Source organism: Thermococcus indicus, assembly GCF_006274605.1.
Lineage (GTDB): Archaea > Methanobacteriota_B > Thermococci > Thermococcales > Thermococcaceae > Thermococcus > Thermococcus indicus.
Genome location: NZ_CP040846.1, coordinates 1,306,200 through 1,323,623 on the forward strand (window position 1 = coordinate 1,306,200; position 17,424 = coordinate 1,323,623).

A 17,424-nucleotide genomic window follows, 5' to 3' on the forward strand; every position below is an offset into this window, starting at 1 on the left:
CCTAAATCCACCCTTTTCTTCTGAAGTATGCGAGCATGCCGAGGGCAATTCCGAGCATGACCGTCAGAACGGCCGGGTAGCTGTAGCGCCAGGCCAGCTCCGGCATGTAGCGGAAGTTCATGCCGTAGAGGCCGGTTATGAAGGTCAGCGGGATGAACACCGTCGAGACGACGGTTAGTATGCGGATTATTTCGTTGGTCTTCATCGAGATCGTTGAGTAGTAGAGCTCGACGAGGCTGTTGGCGAGTTCTCGTTGCCCCTCCAGGATCTCGAGAACTTCGAGAACGTGGTCGTGGAGTTCGTCTATGAAGGGCTTGGTGTCCTCGCTGAAGAAATCCCCGCCCTCGAGCCTCAGCTTCCTGAACGCCTCCAGAAGGGAAATATCGTGCGGCGCATGAAGAGTATCTCCCGCCTTATTCCGTGTATCCTGCGCAGGACGCCCTCGTCCGCCCTTGAGAGTATCCTGGCTTCAAGCTCCTCCATCTGGGAGCTTATGCGCTCGATTATCGGCACGTAGTTTTCCACTATCGCCTCAAGAATAGCGAAGAGCAGAAAATCGGCACCGTGTTCGCGGAAGAGTCCCTCCCCCTTACGGATGCCTTCCCGTATCGGGTCGAAAACGTCCCCTGGAGTCTCCTGGATGGTTATCACGAGGTTGCCCTTTAGGAGGATGCCCATCCTCTCCCTCTTCAGCCCGCCCTCTATCCCATAGACCTGGTGGAGGAGGAGAAAGAGGTAGTCCGGGAACACCATCACCCTCGCCCTGCCGCTCGCCCGCCTCAACGTCTTCATCGGCGTTTCGTGGATTCCCAGCGCCTTCCTCAGTTCGGGCACGAGGGAGACTGTATCCACGTTCACCCACACGACATCATAGCCGCCTATGGAGAGGGCCTCCTCGATGCTCTCCGCCTTTCTGCTGAGGAACCTGTCCCGTGAGTACGCGATGACCGTTATCCTGGGCTTTTCTCCGGCTTCCCCGGCCATGCTATCACCTCAGATGGGCACGAACATATATCCATGGGTTTCCACCAAAAGAATTGGTGCAGAGGGGGAGTTATAGTTTTCGGGCGAAACCCCTTAAAACCCTCGCGCGAAGTTAGGGCGGTGGTGAGCATGGAGATAGGTGTTGTTGGAAAGCCAAACGTTGGGAAATCAACCTTTTTCTCTGCCGCGACCCTCGTTGACGTTGACATCGCCAATTATCCGTTCACTACGATAGACGCGAACGTTGGGGTCACCTACGCGATAACCGAACACCCCTGCAAGGAACTTGGCTGCCAGCCAAACCCACAGAACTACGAGTACCGGGACGGAAAGGCGCTCATCCCGATAAAGATGATTGACGTTGCTGGGCTGGTTCCCGGGGCTCACGAGGGGCGTGGACTGGGCAACAAGTTCCTCGATGACCTCAGAATGGCCTCGGCTTTAATCCACGTCGTCGATGTTACCGGAAAGACCGACGCCGAGGGCCAGCCGACCGACCACCACGACCCCGTGGAGGACATAGAGTTCCTTGAGAGGGAGATAGACTACTGGATCTACGGCATCCTCCACAAGAACTGGGAGAAGTTCGCGAAGAGGATAAAGCTCCAGCACATCAAGCTCGCCCAGGCCATAGCAGACCAGCTGACGGGAATCGGGGTGAGCGAGGAGGATGCCTTCGAGGCCATTCACAAGCTCGGCCTGGACAACGACCCGACCAAGTGGAGCGATGAGGACTTACTGGCCTTCGTCCGCGAGCTGAGGAAGATAAACAAACCGATAATAATTGCCGCCAACAAGGCCGACGCTGCTGCTGACGCCCAGATAGAGCGCCTGATAAAGAAGGGGAAGAGCAGGGGTTACATAGTCGTTCCGACGAGTGCCGCGGCGGAGCTGACGCTGAGAAAGGCTGCCAAGGCGGGCTTCATCGACTACGTCCCAGGTTCAAGCGACTTCAAAATCCTCAAGCCGATGAGTGGAAAGCAGGAGAAGGCGCTCATGCTCATAAAGGAGAAGGTTCTCGACCGCTTTGGCTCCACGGGGGTCCAGGAGGTAATAAACCGGGCAACGTTTGAGCTCCTAAGGCTCATCCCCGTCTACCCCGTGGAGGACGAGCACAAGCTTACGGACCAGTTTGGAAACGTCCTGCCCCACGTCCACCTGCTTCCGAAGGGTTCAACCCCCAGGGCCTTGGCATACAAGGTTCACACCGACCTCGGGGAGACCTTCCTCTACGCGGTGAACGCGAGAACCCACAGGCGGGTTGGGGAAGACTACGAGCTGGAGTTCAACGACATAATCAAGATAGTCGCCACCGCGCGCTGAGCCAGAAGAGTTTTCTTTTAGATTTCTTCTTGTCCTCCCTTCTTCATCTTCTCTCTGATCAGCTCCTGATATAGCCTCGGCTCCACGTCCTTCTCAGTCAGGCCGAGCCTTTCAGCCACTTCCCAGATCACGCGCTTTGCCTTCTCGACATCATCGGAGATGACCTCTATATCGAGAAATGCCCCAAGCCCCTCGACCTCGCTCAGCTCGAAGGTGACGGTGCCCAGCTTGTAGACGAGGCGGCGCTTTCTAACAACAATGTCCTCCCTGTAACCGAGCCGTTTGAGAATTTCAACGGTGGTTCCGAAGTCCGAGACCTCGACCTCTAGCTCATCGAACTCCTCGTTTCGCCCGGGGTCCGCTATGCGCTTGTAGGTTAGAAAGGACTTCCCGAGGTTCGAGATTCTCCGAACCCGAAGAAGCTCATGTGGAGGAAGGGAGAAATAGAGATCCTCCTGGATTTCCTCCCGCACGAAGTCCGCACCCAGGGATTCTATGGCGGCCCTGGTCTGATTGAAGTCGATGCGAAACTTTACCTCGATTTCCATCAGACGCTCACCAGGAAACCCGCTAAGCTGTCCCCCTTGATGAATTCGTTCACGGGAAACACTTCCACCCTCTTTAGTGTGGGCATGACCTTTATCGTCTCTTCCACGAATTTGTCAATCTGCTCCCGGTTTTCACCGCCGATTATAGCCAGAACCCCGTCCTTATCACTCCGCGCAACAGCTAGCACGTTGGGGAGCAGGGACAGGGTTTTCATGAGGTACTGGATGTACCTTTCCAGAAAATCCTCGATAATGGGAGTCTCGGCCTGGACATAGACAATGGCAAGGGTTTTGGGCCGCAGCTGCTCGCCGAGCACTATGGTGTATTTCTCAATAAAGCTCCTCTCCTGGAGTTTCTTTATCCTGAAGTGTATGGTGGATTCCGGACGATTTAACCTCTCTGCTATTTCAGATATCGTAAGCCTCGCGTCCTCTTTAAGCAGACGGAGTATCGCTCTGTCGAGGTCATCCAGCTGAACCATTCTCATTCCCCCACCGAGGGTAGATTTGATTATCGATCCCAAGAACATCTAGGATTTTTCCTATTATAAAGTTTGTTATATCGTCCAAAGTTTTGGGTTTTGTATAAAATCCTGGGGATGCTGGCATCACCACTGCCCCTGCTTGGGTAACCCTCACCATGTTTTGCAGATGTATCAAGTTCAACGGCGTCTCCCTGACGAGCAGGATGAGCTTTCTCCTCTCCTTCAGCGCCACGTCCGCCGCCCGAGCGATTAGATTGTCAGCGTAGCCGTTCGCTATTGCCGAAAGGGTCTTCATCGAGCACGGGGCTATCACCATGGCGTCGAAGGGATGTGAGCCGGACGCTATGGGGGCAAAAAGGTCGTCATCCATATAATCTGGCTTGAAATCGGCCCCCGTCTCGTGCCGGAGTACGGCGAGGCCCGTCTTCGAGGCAACCGTGATGACCTCGTGTCCCTTTTCTCTGAGCACATCGATGAGCCTGAGCCCGTAGACCGCGCCGCTGGCCCCTGTTATCGCGACTACCACCTTCATCTCTCACACCGATAAAACTACGTGCCGCCCGTTTTAACGTTTTCTGGACGCTCCGGGGCGGTAAGTTTTTATGTTCTCACGAATATCTCAGGACGGTTGGTGAGCATGGGGCGGGAGATTCCTGAAGTTTTAATAAACAGCGCGATAGGAATCGTGAGGGAGCTTGGGGGCAAGGCCCTCGTCATTCTCGAGGATATCGACCCCGAGAGGCTTCGGGACGCGGGTGTTACAATAGTCATAGTCGGTTCCTCCTTTGACGTTGAGGAGGAGAAAGTCAAGCGGGTCTCGATACCCCAGAACCTCGACCTGAACAACATCCTGAACCTCATATCCGCGTTTCTGATAGAACACGACATCCTTGGGGAGGGCGACTCCTTCGTCTACGTCACCCGGGAGATGATAGGGATAAAGACCGTCAAAAAAAGCATATCCGCCATGAGGGGATTTTTTGCCCAGAATCAGAGCGTGCTCCAGCGGCTGCTTGAGATAACCATAGAACTGAGTGTGGAAGGCCGCGAGGGAACGCCCGTCGGGACGATATTCGTCATCGGCGACACCAGGCGCGTTCTCAGGCACTCCCATCAGCTCATCCCGAACCCGTTCAAGGGGCACAGGGTCAACGTTCTGGACAGGGACAGCAAGGAGATAATCAAGGAGTTCGCCCAGCTGGACGGGGCGTTTATAGTCCGCGACGACGGCAGGATCGCGGCCGCCGGCCGCTACCTGGAGGTCGAGCCGAAGGTCATAGACCTCATGCTTCCGCCAGGCCTGGGGAGCAGACACATAGCGGCCGCGGGAATAACGAAGCTCACCAAGGCGATGGCGATAAGCCTCTCCGAGAGCGGCACGATAAGAATATTCAAAAACGGCCTCATGCTCCTGGAGTACAACCCGAGGATAAGGTACTGACCTGGCGTCATCACGTTCTTCTGCCCCATTTCAGGCCTTTTTCTCCTAACCAGGGCCTTTTGCCGGAACAAAGCCCTCAACCGCCCCCGGAAATCGATGTCTGGTGTTTTTTAAATGTAACTTTCAGTTCAGGAAATTGGCTTTTTTCATAACGAATTTTCTTCGGAGTTGGAGGCGGGGCACGTTAGAAGCTGGGTTTTGGCCAAATCCTGATTAAATCATTTCTTTTTATCCCCCGAATGTTTTTAGGTTTTTGTTTTTGGTTCTCTCCCCGCCCAACCCTCTGGAAATCTATTGTATGCTTTTGTTCACTGGTTGCTTTGAGGGCCTTGCGTTTGTCTTTTTGGTATTTTGGGATTAAGAAACGGCTCTGTTTGGAGCGCTGTGCGGGCGTCTTTCGTGACGGTTTCCAGAAAGGTTTAAATATTGGAACGTTATTAGGCCTTTATGGACCAATCGGGGCAAAATCCCCGCCTGTTGCAATAAGACTCCAGGAGAATTGAAAGCTCTCAAGGGGAAAGAGGCTTTGAAGTGTTTTCGGAGTTGCAATAAGACTCCAGGAGAATTGAAAGGATCTGAATTCGTCAATGTTTTTCCCGACGCTTACTGCGTTGCAATAAGACTCCAGGAGAATTGAAAGAAGCGAGCGTAACTTACGACGGCCTCAGGCACAAGGTTGCAATAAGACTCCAGGAGAATTGAAAGATTTTAGAACGGGGGATAATGGTAAGCCGTACGTAAGTTGCAATAAGACTCCAGGAGAATTGAAAGAAATCAGCCCCACAATAGCCAACAAAGTGAAAAGCCCGTTGCAATAAGACTCCAGGAGAATTGAAAGAAAAGTGCCGCTGCCCTTCCTTCCAGTACTGCCTCAGTTGCAATAAGACTCCAGGAGAATTGAAAGAATTAGAGCGTAGTTGTTTTGGGTGAAGAAGGCCTCCGTTGCAATAAGACTCCAGGAGAATTGAAAGTGAATAATGTAACTCCCAGTCCTGCCATACTTAGCAAGTTGCAATAAGACTCCAGGAGAATTGAAAGAACATAGATTACACTCTTATCTGTCCCAACACCATAGTGTTGCAATAAGACTCCAGGAGAATTGAAAGTCGATTATCATGCCGAACAGGCTACCGAGGAAGGTCGTTGCAATAAGACTCCAGGAGAATTGAAAGTCGAATAAACGGGTTCGGGGTGGTTTGGGTGAGTAGTTGCAATAAGACTCCAGGAGAATTGAAAGCTCGCCAACATTTATCATCTCTGACTTAAACATCCTGGTTGCAATAAGACTCCAGGAGAATTGAAAGCGATGCTTCTCCTGATTGGCATTGGAGTGCTCTATATGTTGCAATAAGACTCCAGGAGAATTGAAAGCGAACTCGACCCGAAAAAACTCCCCCTTGATGTGAGAGTTGCAATAAGACTCCAGGAGAATTGAAAGACCTCTCGGCAAGGTCACTAGGATAAACTTGGCCATCGTTGCAATAAGACTCCAGGAGAATTGAAAGGTGATAGCTACCCACAAAAGACCGTCGTGGCGTTTTTGTTGCAATAAGACTCCAGGAGAATTGAAAGATAATATTATCAACCGGAACCTCAGTCCTAACAACACGTTGCAATAAGACTCCAGGAGAATTGAAAGCTATCTTGTCCCTGTCCACCGCTCCGAGGCTCAGGGTTGCAATAAGACTCCAGGAGAATTGAAAGCCCTTCTAATGGCCGTTATCTCCCCGCGTTCTTTGAGGTTGCAATAAGACTCCAGGAGAATTGAAAGAAAGATTAGAGAACTTGGAAGGAGAAGTTAAGGACCGTTGCAATAAGACTCCAGGAGAATTGAAAGACGCTCTCAGGTATGGAAAGGGTCTTAACCCGGACGTTGTTGCAATAAGACTCCAGGAGAATTGAAAGAAGATTATGAAGAGCAGTCCTGTGAGCGTCTGATACTGTTGCAATAAGACTCCAGGAGAATTGAAAGCGAAAAGGCATGTCGTAAAGAAGAGCGACTACAAGACCGTTGCAATAAGACTCCAGGAGAATTGAAAGCGAAGTCGAGGAAAAAGAAGGTTCAAGAGGCCTTGGTTGCAATAAGACTCCAGGAGAATTGAAAGTAACTCTCTCGGCGAGGGCGTCCCTCTCCTTCTTAAGTTGCAATAAGACTCCAGGAGAATTGAAAGTTGAGTACCTGAAGAAGAAGCTGGCCGAGCTGAAGGAGTTGCAATAAGACTCCAGGAGAATTGAAAGCTGTAAAACCGCATCCTCAATGAAACGGCTCCTGTTGTTGCAATAAGACTCCAGGAGAATTGAAAGCTCGCTAAGTTTTCAAATATTGGTTCCTCATGGAGTGTGTTGCAATAAGACTCCAGGAGAATTGAAAGGCCTGGAAGTCTTATCTGCTTCGAGTACGGGGGCAAGGTTGCAATAAGACTCCAGGAGAATTGAAAGAGAATGCCGCTTCGCGGGCCTCAGTGATTTCCCGCTCGGTTGCAATAAGACTCCAGGAGAATTGAAAGGCGGGTCCCAGGAAACGCCCACGTTGGGCGCTGAAGGTTGCAATAAGACTCCAGGAGAATTGAAAGTCGTGTGGGTGTGGACCTTATCGGCGAGGTCCGAGGGTTGCAATAAGACTCCAGGAGAATTGAAAGTGTTCCCACGGCCCCAATTTCCTCAAGGTCTTTCTTGGTTGCAATAAGACTCCAGGAGAATTGAAAGGCGTATTCAACCGCTCCACAAAATCCCACGAGAGGTTAAGTTGCAATAAGACTCCAGGAGAATTGAAAGTAGTTGTCTTCAATATACTATACACATTCAACCTTTGTTGCAATAAGACTCCAGGAGAATTGAAAGGAGGCCTTCCTGGACAAAATCACGTGGTCACCTCTGTGTTGCAATAAGACTCCAGGAGAATTGAAAGGGAGTAGAAGCCCGCCGCTGAAACTACGCTTAGTCCTGTTGCAATAAGACTCCAGGAGAATTGAAAGTCTGGCCGTTCCACTGCAATTCAAGCGTGTAGGAGGTTGCAATAAGACTCCAGGAGAATTGAAAGCTGTACTATCTCCTCCTCCCCCTCTGGGGCGGGCACTTGTTGCAATAAGACTCCAGGAGAATTGAAAGCATTGAAGGTGTCTCTCAGGAGGAGATGCTGAAACAGGTTGCAATAAGACTCCAGGAGAATTGAAAGTCGTGGAGGACTTCATAATCCTCCCCCTCCTCAACCAGTTGCAATAAGACTCCAGGAGAATTGAAAGACAGGCTGACCCAACACAGCAATAGCAGAATAATCCTGTTGCAATAAGACTCCAGGAGAATTGAAAGGTTGATGCCAAAGACACGCCTGAGGCGATGTCATTCACCGTTGCAATAAGACTCCAGGAGAATTGAAAGCCGGTTGAGCGTGTTATTGGGAGTATTAGGGCTGGTGTTGCAATAAGACTCCAGGAGAATTGAAAGTGAAGCCGGTGAATGTTGTAGTATATGTTCTCTGCAGGGTTGCAATAAGACTCCAGGAGAATTGAAAGCGAGGAGCTGCGCCGTATCCTCACAGACGAGTACAAGTTGCAATAAGACTCCAGGAGAATTGAAAGCTGCTCCTGGAGCGCTGGCTACGAGGAGGATGAGCATGTTGCAATAAGACTCCAGGAGAATTGAAAGTGACAGGTACGCGGACAGGCTGAGGGAACAGATTGGTTGCAATAAGACTCCAGGAGAATTGAAAGCTCCTGCGAAGAGGACGTTGTACCTGGTGAATGACATGTTGCAATAAGACTCCAGGAGAATTGAAAGAGGGAATCCTTGAGGCCAAGCTCTACGTCATGATAGAGTTGCAATAAGACTCCAGGAGAATTGAAAGACTTAGCCTCTGCAACCTCCATCCTACCCAAAGTGAAGTTGCAATAAGACTCCAGGAGAATTGAAAGGAAAGAGAAGTTTTATGTTAATGGTCAGTTTGTGGCGTTGCAATAAGACTCCAGGAGAATTGAAAGAACCAATCCAGGAGGAAGAAGGACATAGACTTACCACGTTGCAATAAGACTCCAGGAGAATTGAAAGCACCCCTGGCATGGGAATAGTGTTGGAGGTCCCTAACGTTGCAATAAGACTCCAGGAGAATTGAAAGCTGAACATCAAGCTCCGGGATGTCCCCGGAGACATCCATGTTGCAATAAGACTCCAGGAGAATTGAAAGCCGGGTAGGTCTATCAGCTCGGACTTCTCCTTGGCCTTGTTGCAATAAGACTCCAGGAGAATTGAAAGAACTCCCTGTCCACTATCAAGTATACAGTATAATCAGTTGCAATAAGACTCCAGGAGAATTGAAAGGCAAGGAGCTGACGGAGCCGAGGAGGGAGAGGATTAGTTGCAATAAGACTCCAGGAGAATTGAAAGTCAGGATTCAACAAAGCTTTAATTTTCACTATTTTGTTGCAATAAGACTCCAGGAGAATTGAAAGTCAGGATTCAACAAAGCTTTAATTTTCACTATTTTGTTGCAATAAGACTCCAGGAGAATTGAAAGCAGGGTTCGCAGTTTTCCTCTACAAGGACACCAGCCGTTGCAATAAGACTCCAGGAGAATTGAAAGGAGATATTGAACTCTATCCTCCTAACCAACGCTGGATGTTGCAATAAGACTCCAGGAGAATTGAAAGAGGAGGGGTGAGCATGAACAAGTTCTTCGAGATGGTCGTTGCAATAAGACTCCAGGAGAATTGAAAGTCCTTGAAAAAGCCGCGGAGGAGGTAGAGGTAAGAGTGTTGCAATAAGACTCCAGGAGAATTGAAAGTTCACTATTACGCCCAAGTTCGCCGCGTCAACGGAGTGTTGCAATAAGACTCCAGGAGAATTGAAAGGAAAGCCTGTCTGCCTTCCTCTGTCGTGAGCGAAAAAGTTGCAATAAGACTCCAGGAGAATTGAAAGAGTTTCCCGTCGCCATCTGCCACCGCTAGGAGAATGTTGCAATAAGACTCCAGGAGAATTGAAAGAGGAGTAAATGGAGCTTTAAGGCTCGATTAAAGTTTCGTTGCAATAAGACTCCAGGAGAATTGAAAGGCATCAATGCCGGGTTAATCGGCCGGTGGGCTTACGGTTGCAATAAGACTCCAGGAGAATTGAAAGCGAGGGTTTACAACGCCTGCAAGAGGGCCTATGAGGTGTTGCAATAAGACTCCAGGAGAATTGAAAGGAATTCCCCACTTTCGAAGAGCTGATACGCCAAAAGCCGTTGCAATAAGACTCCAGGAGAATTGAAAGCGCATTCGGCCTCACGAAGAATCAGAAACTCGCCTATCGTTGCAATAAGACTCCAGGAGAATTGAAAGCTGGAGGTTGGGTGATGGATTTAAGCTCGTACCGGCCGTTGCAATAAGACTCTAGGAGAATTGAAAGTGCGCGTGGACAAAAAAACCGGCAAGTGGGTAGTGTATAGTTGCAATAAGACTCTAGGAGAATTGAAAGAGAAAAGAGTCGAGGAGAGGCTCAAACAGCAGAGAAGTTGCAATAAGACTCTAGGAGAATTGAAAGCCAACTGAGTAGTCAATGCCAATGCCGCCGAGGAGCGCGAGGTTGCAATAAGACTCTAGGAGAATTGAAAGAACATACCAAGCAAGGACAAGCTCCCACCATTTGTAGTTGCAATAAGACTCTAGGAGAATTGAAAGAATGAGGAGAAGGATATGAAAGCTCAGCACGAGAGGGTTGCAATAAGACTCCAGGAGAATTGAAAGGTAGTCGCCGGAATCCTGCTCCTCGTGACCGCCATCGGTTGCAATAAGACTCCAGGAGAATTGAAAGTCAATAGTGATATGGTCATTTGCAATCTCAACCTTACGTTGCAATAAGACTCCAGGAGAATTGAAAGCTGGAGGAGTGCCTTGTTCGCGCCGACGGTTGCGAGGTTGCAATAGGACTCCAGGAGGACTGTAAAGAGAAAACTCGGTGGAAGCTCGAGAGGGTGTGGGGGACGGAACGTCCCCCGGACAATAAGACTCCAGGAGCATTGAAACGCTACTAAAGGGTTTAAATCTTTTGCCTGCCCCAAAAGTGATTTATATTCTCGCATCGATTCCCCTATCATGAGTTTGAAGGTCCTCGCCAAGCTCTACCGGGTTGCCAAGGGTGATGAAAAGGTCGAACGGGCCTGGGAGCTCGTCCGTGAGGCCGCCAGATACAGCCTTCACGAGCCGTACTGGGGCTTCCTAAGGGAGAACTTCGATGTCCGTGCGGAAGAGGTTAAAGAGGCCCTGCGCTTCCTGGAGGAGAGGGGTGAGCTTCAAATCAAGCGTTCCATTGACGGCAGGAGGCTCTACGTCTCAACCCTAAAGGATATAAGGGAGAACCCCGTTAGGCTCGACCGATGGCTGGGATTGACCTGAGGAAGACCACGGGTGAGATGATACGCAACGGCACCTGGAAGTTCGAAGGCGATGTCTTCTACCAGGCCTTTGAGAGCGGTATAGCCGGCTACGATGGAGAGAACTTCATCTTTCCGGGTTCATGGTCAAGGGCGGAGCGCAGAGAGGCCAGAGAAAAGCTCTCCTTCATCCTGGGCCTCGACACCGATCTGGATTCCTTCTACGCCGAGATAAGCGGTTCTCCCTTCGCTTTCCTGATAGACGAGTTCCACGGCTTAACGGCTCCTGCCGCTTCGAGCCCGTACCAGGCGTTGGTTGAGACGATAGCCCAGCAGCAGGTCAGCTTCGAGTTCGCCCAGAGGACCATCGCGAACCTCGTGGAGCTCGCGGGCAGGCAGGTGGGAGATTTGCACGCGTTCCCTGCCCCCGGAAGAATAGCGTCCCTGAGCGAGGAGGAGCTGAAAAGGGCCAAGCTCGGCTATCGCGCCGCTTACATAAAGTCCCTGACGGAGCTCTACCTTGCCGGAAAGCTCGACCTTGAACTCTGGGAGTGGAGCATTGATGAGGCCGTTAAGTATCTTACAAAGTTCAGGGGAATAGGAAAGTGGAGCGCCGAGCTCTTCCTTGCTTACGGCCTCAGGAAGAACGTCTATCCGGCCGGAGACCTTGGGCTGAGGCGAGGGATAGCGAAGATTTTTGGGAAGCGCGTTAAGGAAGTACAAGAAAGGGACGTTCGCGAGATAATCGAGCCCTATGGAAAGTGGAAGGGGCTTCTGGCGTTCTATATCCTCTGCTACGACAGAAAGACCGAGATGGAGAGGAAGGGAAAATGAGCGAGATTAAGATTGTCCTAGATAAGGAGAAATTCAAGTCCCTGAAGGGGCGCGACATAAACGCCCTCCTCCGTGAAAACCTTCCTCGGGTGGAGGAAACGCTGAAGGCCGAGCGCGAGGAGGCTCTTCTTGAGAAGATAGCCAAACTCGAGGAGAAGCTCAGGGAGATGGAAGGAGAGATAGAGGAGCTGGGAGAGTTCTACGAGAAGGCTTTGAGGGATAAGGAGTTCATGACCGCCGAACGTGAGAGGTTAAGGAAGGAAAACGAGGAGCTAAGAAAGAAGGTTGAGGAGAGAAAACGGGAGCTTGAGGAGGTTCATGAATCGTGAACAAATCGTTCATGAAGTGTGAACGAAAAGTTCATAAATCATGAACGAGAGCTGGTAACATGCATGAGCTGATATCAACTCCCGAGAGAATCAGGATTCTCAGGTACGCACTTGAGCGCCATAGGGTGGGTGTTGAAGAAACCGCTAGGGCAACGGGTTTGAGCAAAGGACTCGTTTCCAAAACTCTCCGTCTCCTCGTGAATTACGGCATAGCCGAGAAGTCCGGCAGAGGTTTCAGGATACTAAACGTTCCCAAGACCCGCGAGCTTAAAAGGTTCATCAACTTCATAACCCTATCCAAAAAGCTGGAACCCCTGAAAGATGGGTGGGTTATGGCCCTTGGGATATACGGGAGCTTTGCAACCGGAGAAAACACTCCCGGAAGTGACCTTGATGTTTGGGTCTTCGTTGAAAGGCCGAGCATAGCCAGATCGGCTTCCCTAAAAAGGGAGATAGAAAAAGCAACCGGCAGGGAGGTCAACCTCCTTGTCCTCACACCGGAGAGAGTCAAAAAACTTAGAGCCAGCGATCCGGTCTTCTATTACTCGCTCGCATATGGCTCGACGGTGATATGGGGGAGGGACTTGAACGGATTCGAGGGATGTATCGACCGAAACCTGCTAAGAAGGGTTCCCCCATCCGAAGAGAAAGGATGGCTGAGCATTAAACGCGCTGAAGAGTGGCTTGAAGAGGCGAGGAGGAATCTCGCTTATGGTTCATACCGGACGTCCCTTATGGCGTCATACATGGCCATGTTCCACGCCGCCAGGGCGATTCTCTTTCGCGACGGCTGGCGTGAGAAGAGCCACTACTGCACAGCCCGTTACTTAGAGGAATTCTACGTTAAAAGCGGAAAGCTGGAAGAACGCTGGATTGAACTCTTGGACAGGATGAGAGAGTTGAGGCACGAAGACCAGTATGACATAGTCTATGAGCCTGATGCAGAAGAGGTTGAAGAGGCAATCAACATTGCGAAAGACTTTCTGTCGCTTATGAAAAAACTCTTGGAGGAAGAGGCATGAAACTCATCATCAAACCGAATAAGGGCTTCGGAAAAATTGGGGTTGAGATAGACGAAGAGCTGTGGGAGGATATAGAGCACCTCAGCGAGAGATACGGCGTTTCTCCTGGGAGTGTCATCGAGATTGCCCTACGCGGCGAGTTCCGTGAGCCAAAGGGAAACCTTGAGGAGCTTGAGGAGAAGGCGAGGGAGCTTGAGGAAAGGACGTGGGAGCTTGAGAGGGAGTACGCCCCGCTCCGCTTCAAGGCCTACGGCCTGAGCGAGGACAACAAAATCCTGGCAATAGAGCTGTCGGGGTTAATCGCAGAAAACAACCAGCTTAAGAGGTTTCTCCGCATGAAGCCCGAGCGCAACGTCGAGCTGAGAAAGCTTATATCCTACTACCTCCAAGGTTGAACCGCGGATGATGACAGCGAATTGCGCGGATCGGTGAAGAGCAACGCTATCTGACGCCGTCCCGGGCGGGCCGTGACGATTCCAAGACGGGCTGAACCGCTTCGCGGTTGTGACGTACCCTATGAGCGCCGAGCCCTTCCGGGGCGTTTTCTCCTGCTCTTCCTCTTCGGTATCAGCCTCACCGGACTTCCGCAGTCCGGACAGATTCCCCCCGGCGGCATCTCCGAGAAACGCTTTCCGCAGCCGATGCAGACGTAGTTCCAGCGAATGACTCGCTTTATCCCGCGCTTGAGGGTTCTGAACTCTATCCCGAGCGTTTTTGCTATGTTCTGCAGGTTGTAGTCGTCGGTGAAGAGGACTCCTTTGAGCTCATACGCCAGGGCAAGAATCTCGATATCTGCCTCACTCAGCTCGTTTAACTCGCCCGTCTTTCTGGCCGCTTCCTTCACTGCCTCAACGCTCTCCCGGGATGGGGACAGAACCCTAACCTTCCCTGCACTTATCAGTCCCTCTAAGAAAAGCCTCGACTCCGGGTCTCTCACCTCATCGACGACCTTTGGCGTCGTAACGCCCTCTACATCGAACCCCTGAATAAACACTGCCGCATCGATGACCTGAACCTTCATGGCCTAAACTCGGAGAAACCCTTTTTTAGATTTCCGTCGAAATGAAGCCGGTGGTGCGGATGAAGGTTGACCTGAACTCGGACCTCGGCGAGAGCTTTGGAAGGTATAAACTCGGCCTCGACGAGGAGGTCATGAACTACATCACGAGCGCGAATGTAGCTACCGGCTGGCACGCCGGTGACCCGATAGTCATGAGAAGGACGGTCAGGCTCGGGAGGGAGAAGGGCGTTGAAGTGGGAGCGCACCCGGGCTATCCAGATTTGTTGGGCTTCGGCAGGAGGTACATGAAGCTCTCGCCCGAGGAGGCTCGCAATTACATCCTTTACCAGATAGGTGCCCTCTACGCCTTCACGAGGGCGGAGGGAATTGAACTCCAGCACGTCAAGCCGCACGGGGCGCTCTACAACGCTCTTGTCAAAGAGGAAGAACTCGCGAGGGCCGTCATCGAGGGGATAGCGGACTTCGATAGGAACCTGATCTTCGTTACCCTCTCCGGCTCAAGGCCGGCCCAAATAGCGGAGGAGATAGGCGTTAAGGTCGCTCACGAGGTATTCGCGGATAGAGCCTACAACCCAGATGGAACCCTTGTCCCCCGCTCGAAGCTCGGGGCGGTAATCCACGACAAAGAGGAGATAGCCGAGCGTGTGGTCTCGATGGTTAAAGACGGCGGAGTCAGGGCGATAAACGGCGAGTGGGTCGAGCTGAAGGTTGATACAATCTGCCTCCACGGCGACAACCCAAAGGCAGTCGAGATTGCGGCTCACATAAGGAAAGTCCTTGAGGAAGAGGGCGTTAAGATAGTGCCGATGGGGGAGTTCGTAAGATGAAGGCCGAGGAAAGATTAGAGGGGAGAAAACTCAACGAATTCCGGCGGGATTTGGAACTCGCCTTTGGAATATTTGAGAAGGAGATTAGTGCTGAAAGCCTCAGGAGAAAGTGGGACAGAAAAAGGTGAGAGCATGGACTTCAAACCCCTCGGTGACTCTGCACTCTTAATCTCCTTCGGCGAGTTCATTGACGAAGCAACAAACGACCGCGTTCACGCCCTTTTGAGGGCAATAGAAAAAGCCAATTTCGAGTGGCTGGTTGAGGTAGTTCCCGCCTACTCCTCCCTTGTTGTGGTGTACGATTCTATGCTCATAGACCTCGAAGGCGTTAAGCGAGCGATTGGGGAACTTGAGTTCTCGGCCGAGAGGTTCAAGGGGAGGCTCGTCGAGATTCCCGTCGTTTACGGCGGTGAATACGGCCCGGATATCGGCTTTGTGGCGGAACACAACGGCCTGAGCATTGATGATGTTATCGAGATACATTCCAAGCCGACCTACCGCGTCTTCTTCCTCGGATTCCTTCCGGGCTTCGCCTACCTCGGCGGCATGGACGAGAGGATAGCGGCTCCAAGGCTCGAAAAACCCCGCCTGAAGGTTCCCGCCGGCTCCGTGGGGATAGCGGGGAAGCAGACCGGCATCTATCCCCTCGAAAGTCCCGGCGGCTGGAGGCTCATTGGAAGGACCCCGCTCAGGCTTTTCAATCCTGGGAAGGAACCCCCAACGTTGCTGAGGCCAGGCGATAGGGTTAAGTTCGTGCCGATTGATGAGTCCGAGTTCAGGGAGCTCTACGGGGCCGAATGGGGTGAGGAGGATGATTGAGCTCCTCAACGTCCCTTCACTCCTCACCGTTCAGGACTCCGGCAGGAGGGGCTACCGAAAGCTTGGCGTTCCGGTTTCCGGCTTTATGGACGATTACTCCGCAAGGATAGCCAACTACCTCGTTGGAAACCCCGGCGATGCGCCCCTCCTTGAGTTCCTCCTCGCCGGCCCAACCATTCGGTTCAACGCTTCCTGCGTCTTTGCGGTTGCTGGAGACGTTGAGGTGAAGCTCAACGGCGCCCCCATTGAACCCTGGATGAGCCACTGGGCGAAGAGGGGCGACGTCCTTGAGGTTGGCACTTTGGAGAGCGGGCTCTACGGCTACATAGCCTTCGCCGGCGGGATAAAGTGCGAGCCGCTCCTCGGGAACTGTTCGACCTATCCCAGGGCCGGCCTCGGAAGGCCGCTGAAGGCTGGTGATAATCTGAACCTCGGCTACGTGGTGCTAACCGGGAAGGATGGGAGATACCTCCCCCCGGAGCTGAGGCCGGACTATTCTTCCAAGGAAAAGACCGTCTGCGTCGTCCTCGGCCCTAACATCGACCACTTCACCGAGGAGGGAATAGAGACCTTCCTGAGCGAGTCCTATACCGTAACTTCCGAGTCCGACAGGATGGGCTACCGCCTCGATGGAAAGGCCATAGAGCACTCGGAGAGGGGCGCGGACATCGTTACGGAGCCTCTACTGCCCGGAACGGTTCAGGTGCCGGCCAGCGGAAAGCCAATAGTCATGATGCGCGACGCCCAGACGACCGGCGGCTACGCCAAGATAGCCGTCGTTGCAGCGGCCGACCTACCCATCGTTGCACAGAGCCGGCCGGGGGAGAGGCTGAGGTTCAGGGCGATAAGCGTCGACGAAGCCCGGGAGCTTCTGATCAGGCGCGAGAAAACCCTGATGGCAACCAAGGACTTCCTTGACGGGAAGATGCGCGCCTACAGGATCATGGCGGGGGGAGAAGAGCTGATTGCGTTCACAAAAGTGGAAAGAAGGGGTTAATCCTTCTTGCGCATGACCTTGACGTGCTTGTAGGTCTTGCCGTTGCACTCGACGTCTCCGAGGATTTCTATTATCTTTACGTGGTCGCCCTCGAAGAGGCCCTCGGGGCTGAAAAGCTCTGCCTTCTCCGGGTCGCTGCACTCCTCGAACTTGAGCTGTATCACCGAGCCTGCTATCGCCAGTCTTGGCTCTATGGCAACCTCTATGCTCGGCTCGACGACTTCGACAACCCTCACCTTGCCCTCGTGGAGCGGGCAGGAGTGCGAGGGCATGCTCCTCACGCGAAGGATTTTGTATCTCCTACCGGGTTCGAGGTTTCCGACGCAGACTCCTGCTAACTTGCACGTCTTGCACGGTTCTGCCGGGCCGTAATATATGAATTCAACCCCGGGTCTTGCCAGTTTTTCCCCAACTAACGTGATTATTGCCATTCCAAACACCTCCGTAGTGA

General features: G+C 52.1%; 18 protein-coding genes and 1 CRISPR repeat array. Of the genes, 11 read left to right on the forward strand and 7 right to left on the reverse strand.

The annotated features are described in order from the left end of the window. Position 1 precedes the first annotated feature (1 nt). Positions 2-382: a CorA family divalent cation transporter gene (locus tag FH039_RS12485; RefSeq protein ID WP_338064615.1), complete on the reverse strand. Its 381-nt coding sequence runs from the start codon at positions 380-382 to the stop codon at positions 2-4. After that, positions 352-984: a CorA family divalent cation transporter gene (locus FH039_RS12490; RefSeq protein WP_276607301.1), complete on the reverse strand. Its 633-nt coding sequence runs from the start codon at positions 982-984 to the stop codon at positions 352-354. Before FH039_RS12490 ends, FH039_RS12485 begins: the two co-directional genes overlap by 31 nt. Before the next feature lie 129 nt (positions 985-1,113). Here FH039_RS12490 and FH039_RS07225 point away from each other — a divergent pair, with 129 nt between their 5' ends. Then, the gene (locus tag FH039_RS07225; RefSeq protein ID WP_139681727.1) at positions 1,114-2,307 is read left to right on the forward strand and encodes a redox-regulated ATPase YchF; all 1,194 of its coding nucleotides are present in this window, start codon (positions 1,114-1,116) and stop codon (positions 2,305-2,307) included. Between the two features lie 17 nt (positions 2,308-2,324). Here FH039_RS07225 and cyaB read toward each other — a convergent pair whose 3' ends face one another. From cyaB to FH039_RS07240, 3 genes are read right to left on the reverse strand one after another with little or no spacing between them, the layout of a single operon-like run. After that, entirely contained in the window at positions 2,325-2,855 is a 531-nt protein-coding gene (gene cyaB, locus FH039_RS07230) for a class IV adenylate cyclase (protein ID WP_139680775.1), read from the reverse strand. Further along, positions 2,855-3,343: an Lrp/AsnC family transcriptional regulator gene (locus FH039_RS07235; protein ID WP_206206146.1), complete on the reverse strand. Its 489-nt coding sequence runs from the start codon at positions 3,341-3,343 to the stop codon at positions 2,855-2,857. The genes cyaB and FH039_RS07235 overlap by 1 nt, the downstream gene beginning before the upstream one ends. Continuing rightward, on the reverse strand, positions 3,321-3,872 hold the full coding sequence (locus FH039_RS07240; RefSeq protein ID WP_139680776.1) for a UbiX family flavin prenyltransferase: 552 nt from the start codon (positions 3,870-3,872) through the stop codon (positions 3,321-3,323). Before FH039_RS07240 ends, FH039_RS07235 begins: the two co-directional genes overlap by 23 nt. A gap of 105 nt (positions 3,873-3,977) precedes the next feature. Between FH039_RS07240 and FH039_RS07245 the strand changes: the two genes are divergently transcribed. From FH039_RS07245 to FH039_RS07275, 6 genes are all read left to right on the forward strand, one after another. Next, positions 3,978-4,781, forward strand: coding sequence for a DNA integrity scanning protein DisA nucleotide-binding domain protein (locus FH039_RS07245; RefSeq protein WP_139681729.1), 804 nt, complete (start codon positions 3,978-3,980; stop codon positions 4,779-4,781). 476 nt (positions 4,782-5,257) lie between these two features. Beyond that, positions 5,258-10,698: a CRISPR direct-repeat array (repeat unit 30 nt; unit sequence GTTGCAATAAGACTCTAGGAGAATTGAAAG). Positions 10,699-10,846: 148 nt separating this feature from the next. Continuing rightward, complete coding sequence (locus FH039_RS07250; RefSeq protein ID WP_139680777.1) at positions 10,847-11,146, forward strand: hypothetical protein; 300 nt, start codon at positions 10,847-10,849, stop codon at positions 11,144-11,146. Then, on the forward strand, positions 11,128-11,958 hold the full coding sequence (locus tag FH039_RS07255) for a DNA-3-methyladenine glycosylase family protein (protein ID WP_139680778.1): 831 nt from the start codon (positions 11,128-11,130) through the stop codon (positions 11,956-11,958). The genes FH039_RS07250 and FH039_RS07255 overlap by 19 nt, the downstream gene beginning before the upstream one ends. Continuing rightward, entirely contained in the window at positions 11,955-12,287 is a 333-nt protein-coding gene (locus FH039_RS07260; protein WP_139680779.1) for a hypothetical protein, read from the forward strand. Before FH039_RS07255 ends, FH039_RS07260 begins: the two co-directional genes overlap by 4 nt. 59 nt (positions 12,288-12,346) lie before the next feature. Next, positions 12,347-13,309, forward strand: coding sequence for a HEPN domain-containing protein (locus tag FH039_RS12400; protein ID WP_240703188.1), 963 nt, complete (start codon positions 12,347-12,349; stop codon positions 13,307-13,309). Further along, positions 13,306-13,704 carry a hypothetical protein gene (locus FH039_RS07275; protein WP_139680780.1) on the forward strand — a complete coding sequence of 133 codons (399 nt, stop codon included), beginning with the start codon at positions 13,306-13,308 and terminating at the stop codon, positions 13,702-13,704. The genes FH039_RS12400 and FH039_RS07275 overlap by 4 nt, the downstream gene beginning before the upstream one ends. A 119-nt stretch (positions 13,705-13,823) precedes the next feature. Here the strand turns inward: FH039_RS07275 and FH039_RS07280 are convergent, their stop codons facing one another. Next, on the reverse strand, positions 13,824-14,330 hold the full coding sequence (locus FH039_RS07280) for a type II toxin-antitoxin system VapC family toxin (RefSeq protein WP_139680781.1): 507 nt from the start codon (positions 14,328-14,330) through the stop codon (positions 13,824-13,826). A gap of 59 nt (positions 14,331-14,389) precedes the next feature. On the opposite strand from FH039_RS07280, the gene FH039_RS07285 reads away from it, so the two are divergent. Genes FH039_RS07285 through FH039_RS07295 form a run of 4 tightly spaced genes read left to right on the forward strand, consistent with a single transcriptional unit; the run spans position 14,390 to position 16,973 of the window. After that, a complete protein-coding gene (locus tag FH039_RS07285; RefSeq protein ID WP_139681731.1) occupies positions 14,390-15,157 on the forward strand; it encodes a LamB/YcsF family protein in 768 nt (255 codons plus the stop codon). Next, a complete protein-coding gene (locus tag FH039_RS12495; RefSeq protein ID WP_276607302.1) occupies positions 15,154-15,285 on the forward strand; it encodes a hypothetical protein in 132 nt (43 codons plus the stop codon). Before FH039_RS07285 ends, FH039_RS12495 begins: the two co-directional genes overlap by 4 nt. Before the next feature lie 4 nt (positions 15,286-15,289). After that, complete coding sequence (pxpB, locus tag FH039_RS07290; protein WP_139680782.1) at positions 15,290-15,976, forward strand: 5-oxoprolinase subunit PxpB; 687 nt, start codon at positions 15,290-15,292, stop codon at positions 15,974-15,976. After that, positions 15,969-16,973, forward strand: coding sequence for a 5-oxoprolinase subunit C family protein (locus FH039_RS07295; RefSeq protein WP_139680783.1), 1,005 nt, complete (start codon positions 15,969-15,971; stop codon positions 16,971-16,973). The genes pxpB and FH039_RS07295 overlap by 8 nt, the downstream gene beginning before the upstream one ends. On the opposite strand, the gene FH039_RS07300 is transcribed toward FH039_RS07295, so the two are convergent. Next, the gene (locus FH039_RS07300) at positions 16,970-17,404 is read right to left on the reverse strand and encodes a UPF0179 family protein (protein WP_058939473.1); all 435 of its coding nucleotides are present in this window, start codon (positions 17,402-17,404) and stop codon (positions 16,970-16,972) included. The genes FH039_RS07295 and FH039_RS07300 overlap by 4 nt on opposite strands. Between the last annotated feature and the right edge of the window lie 20 nt (positions 17,405-17,424).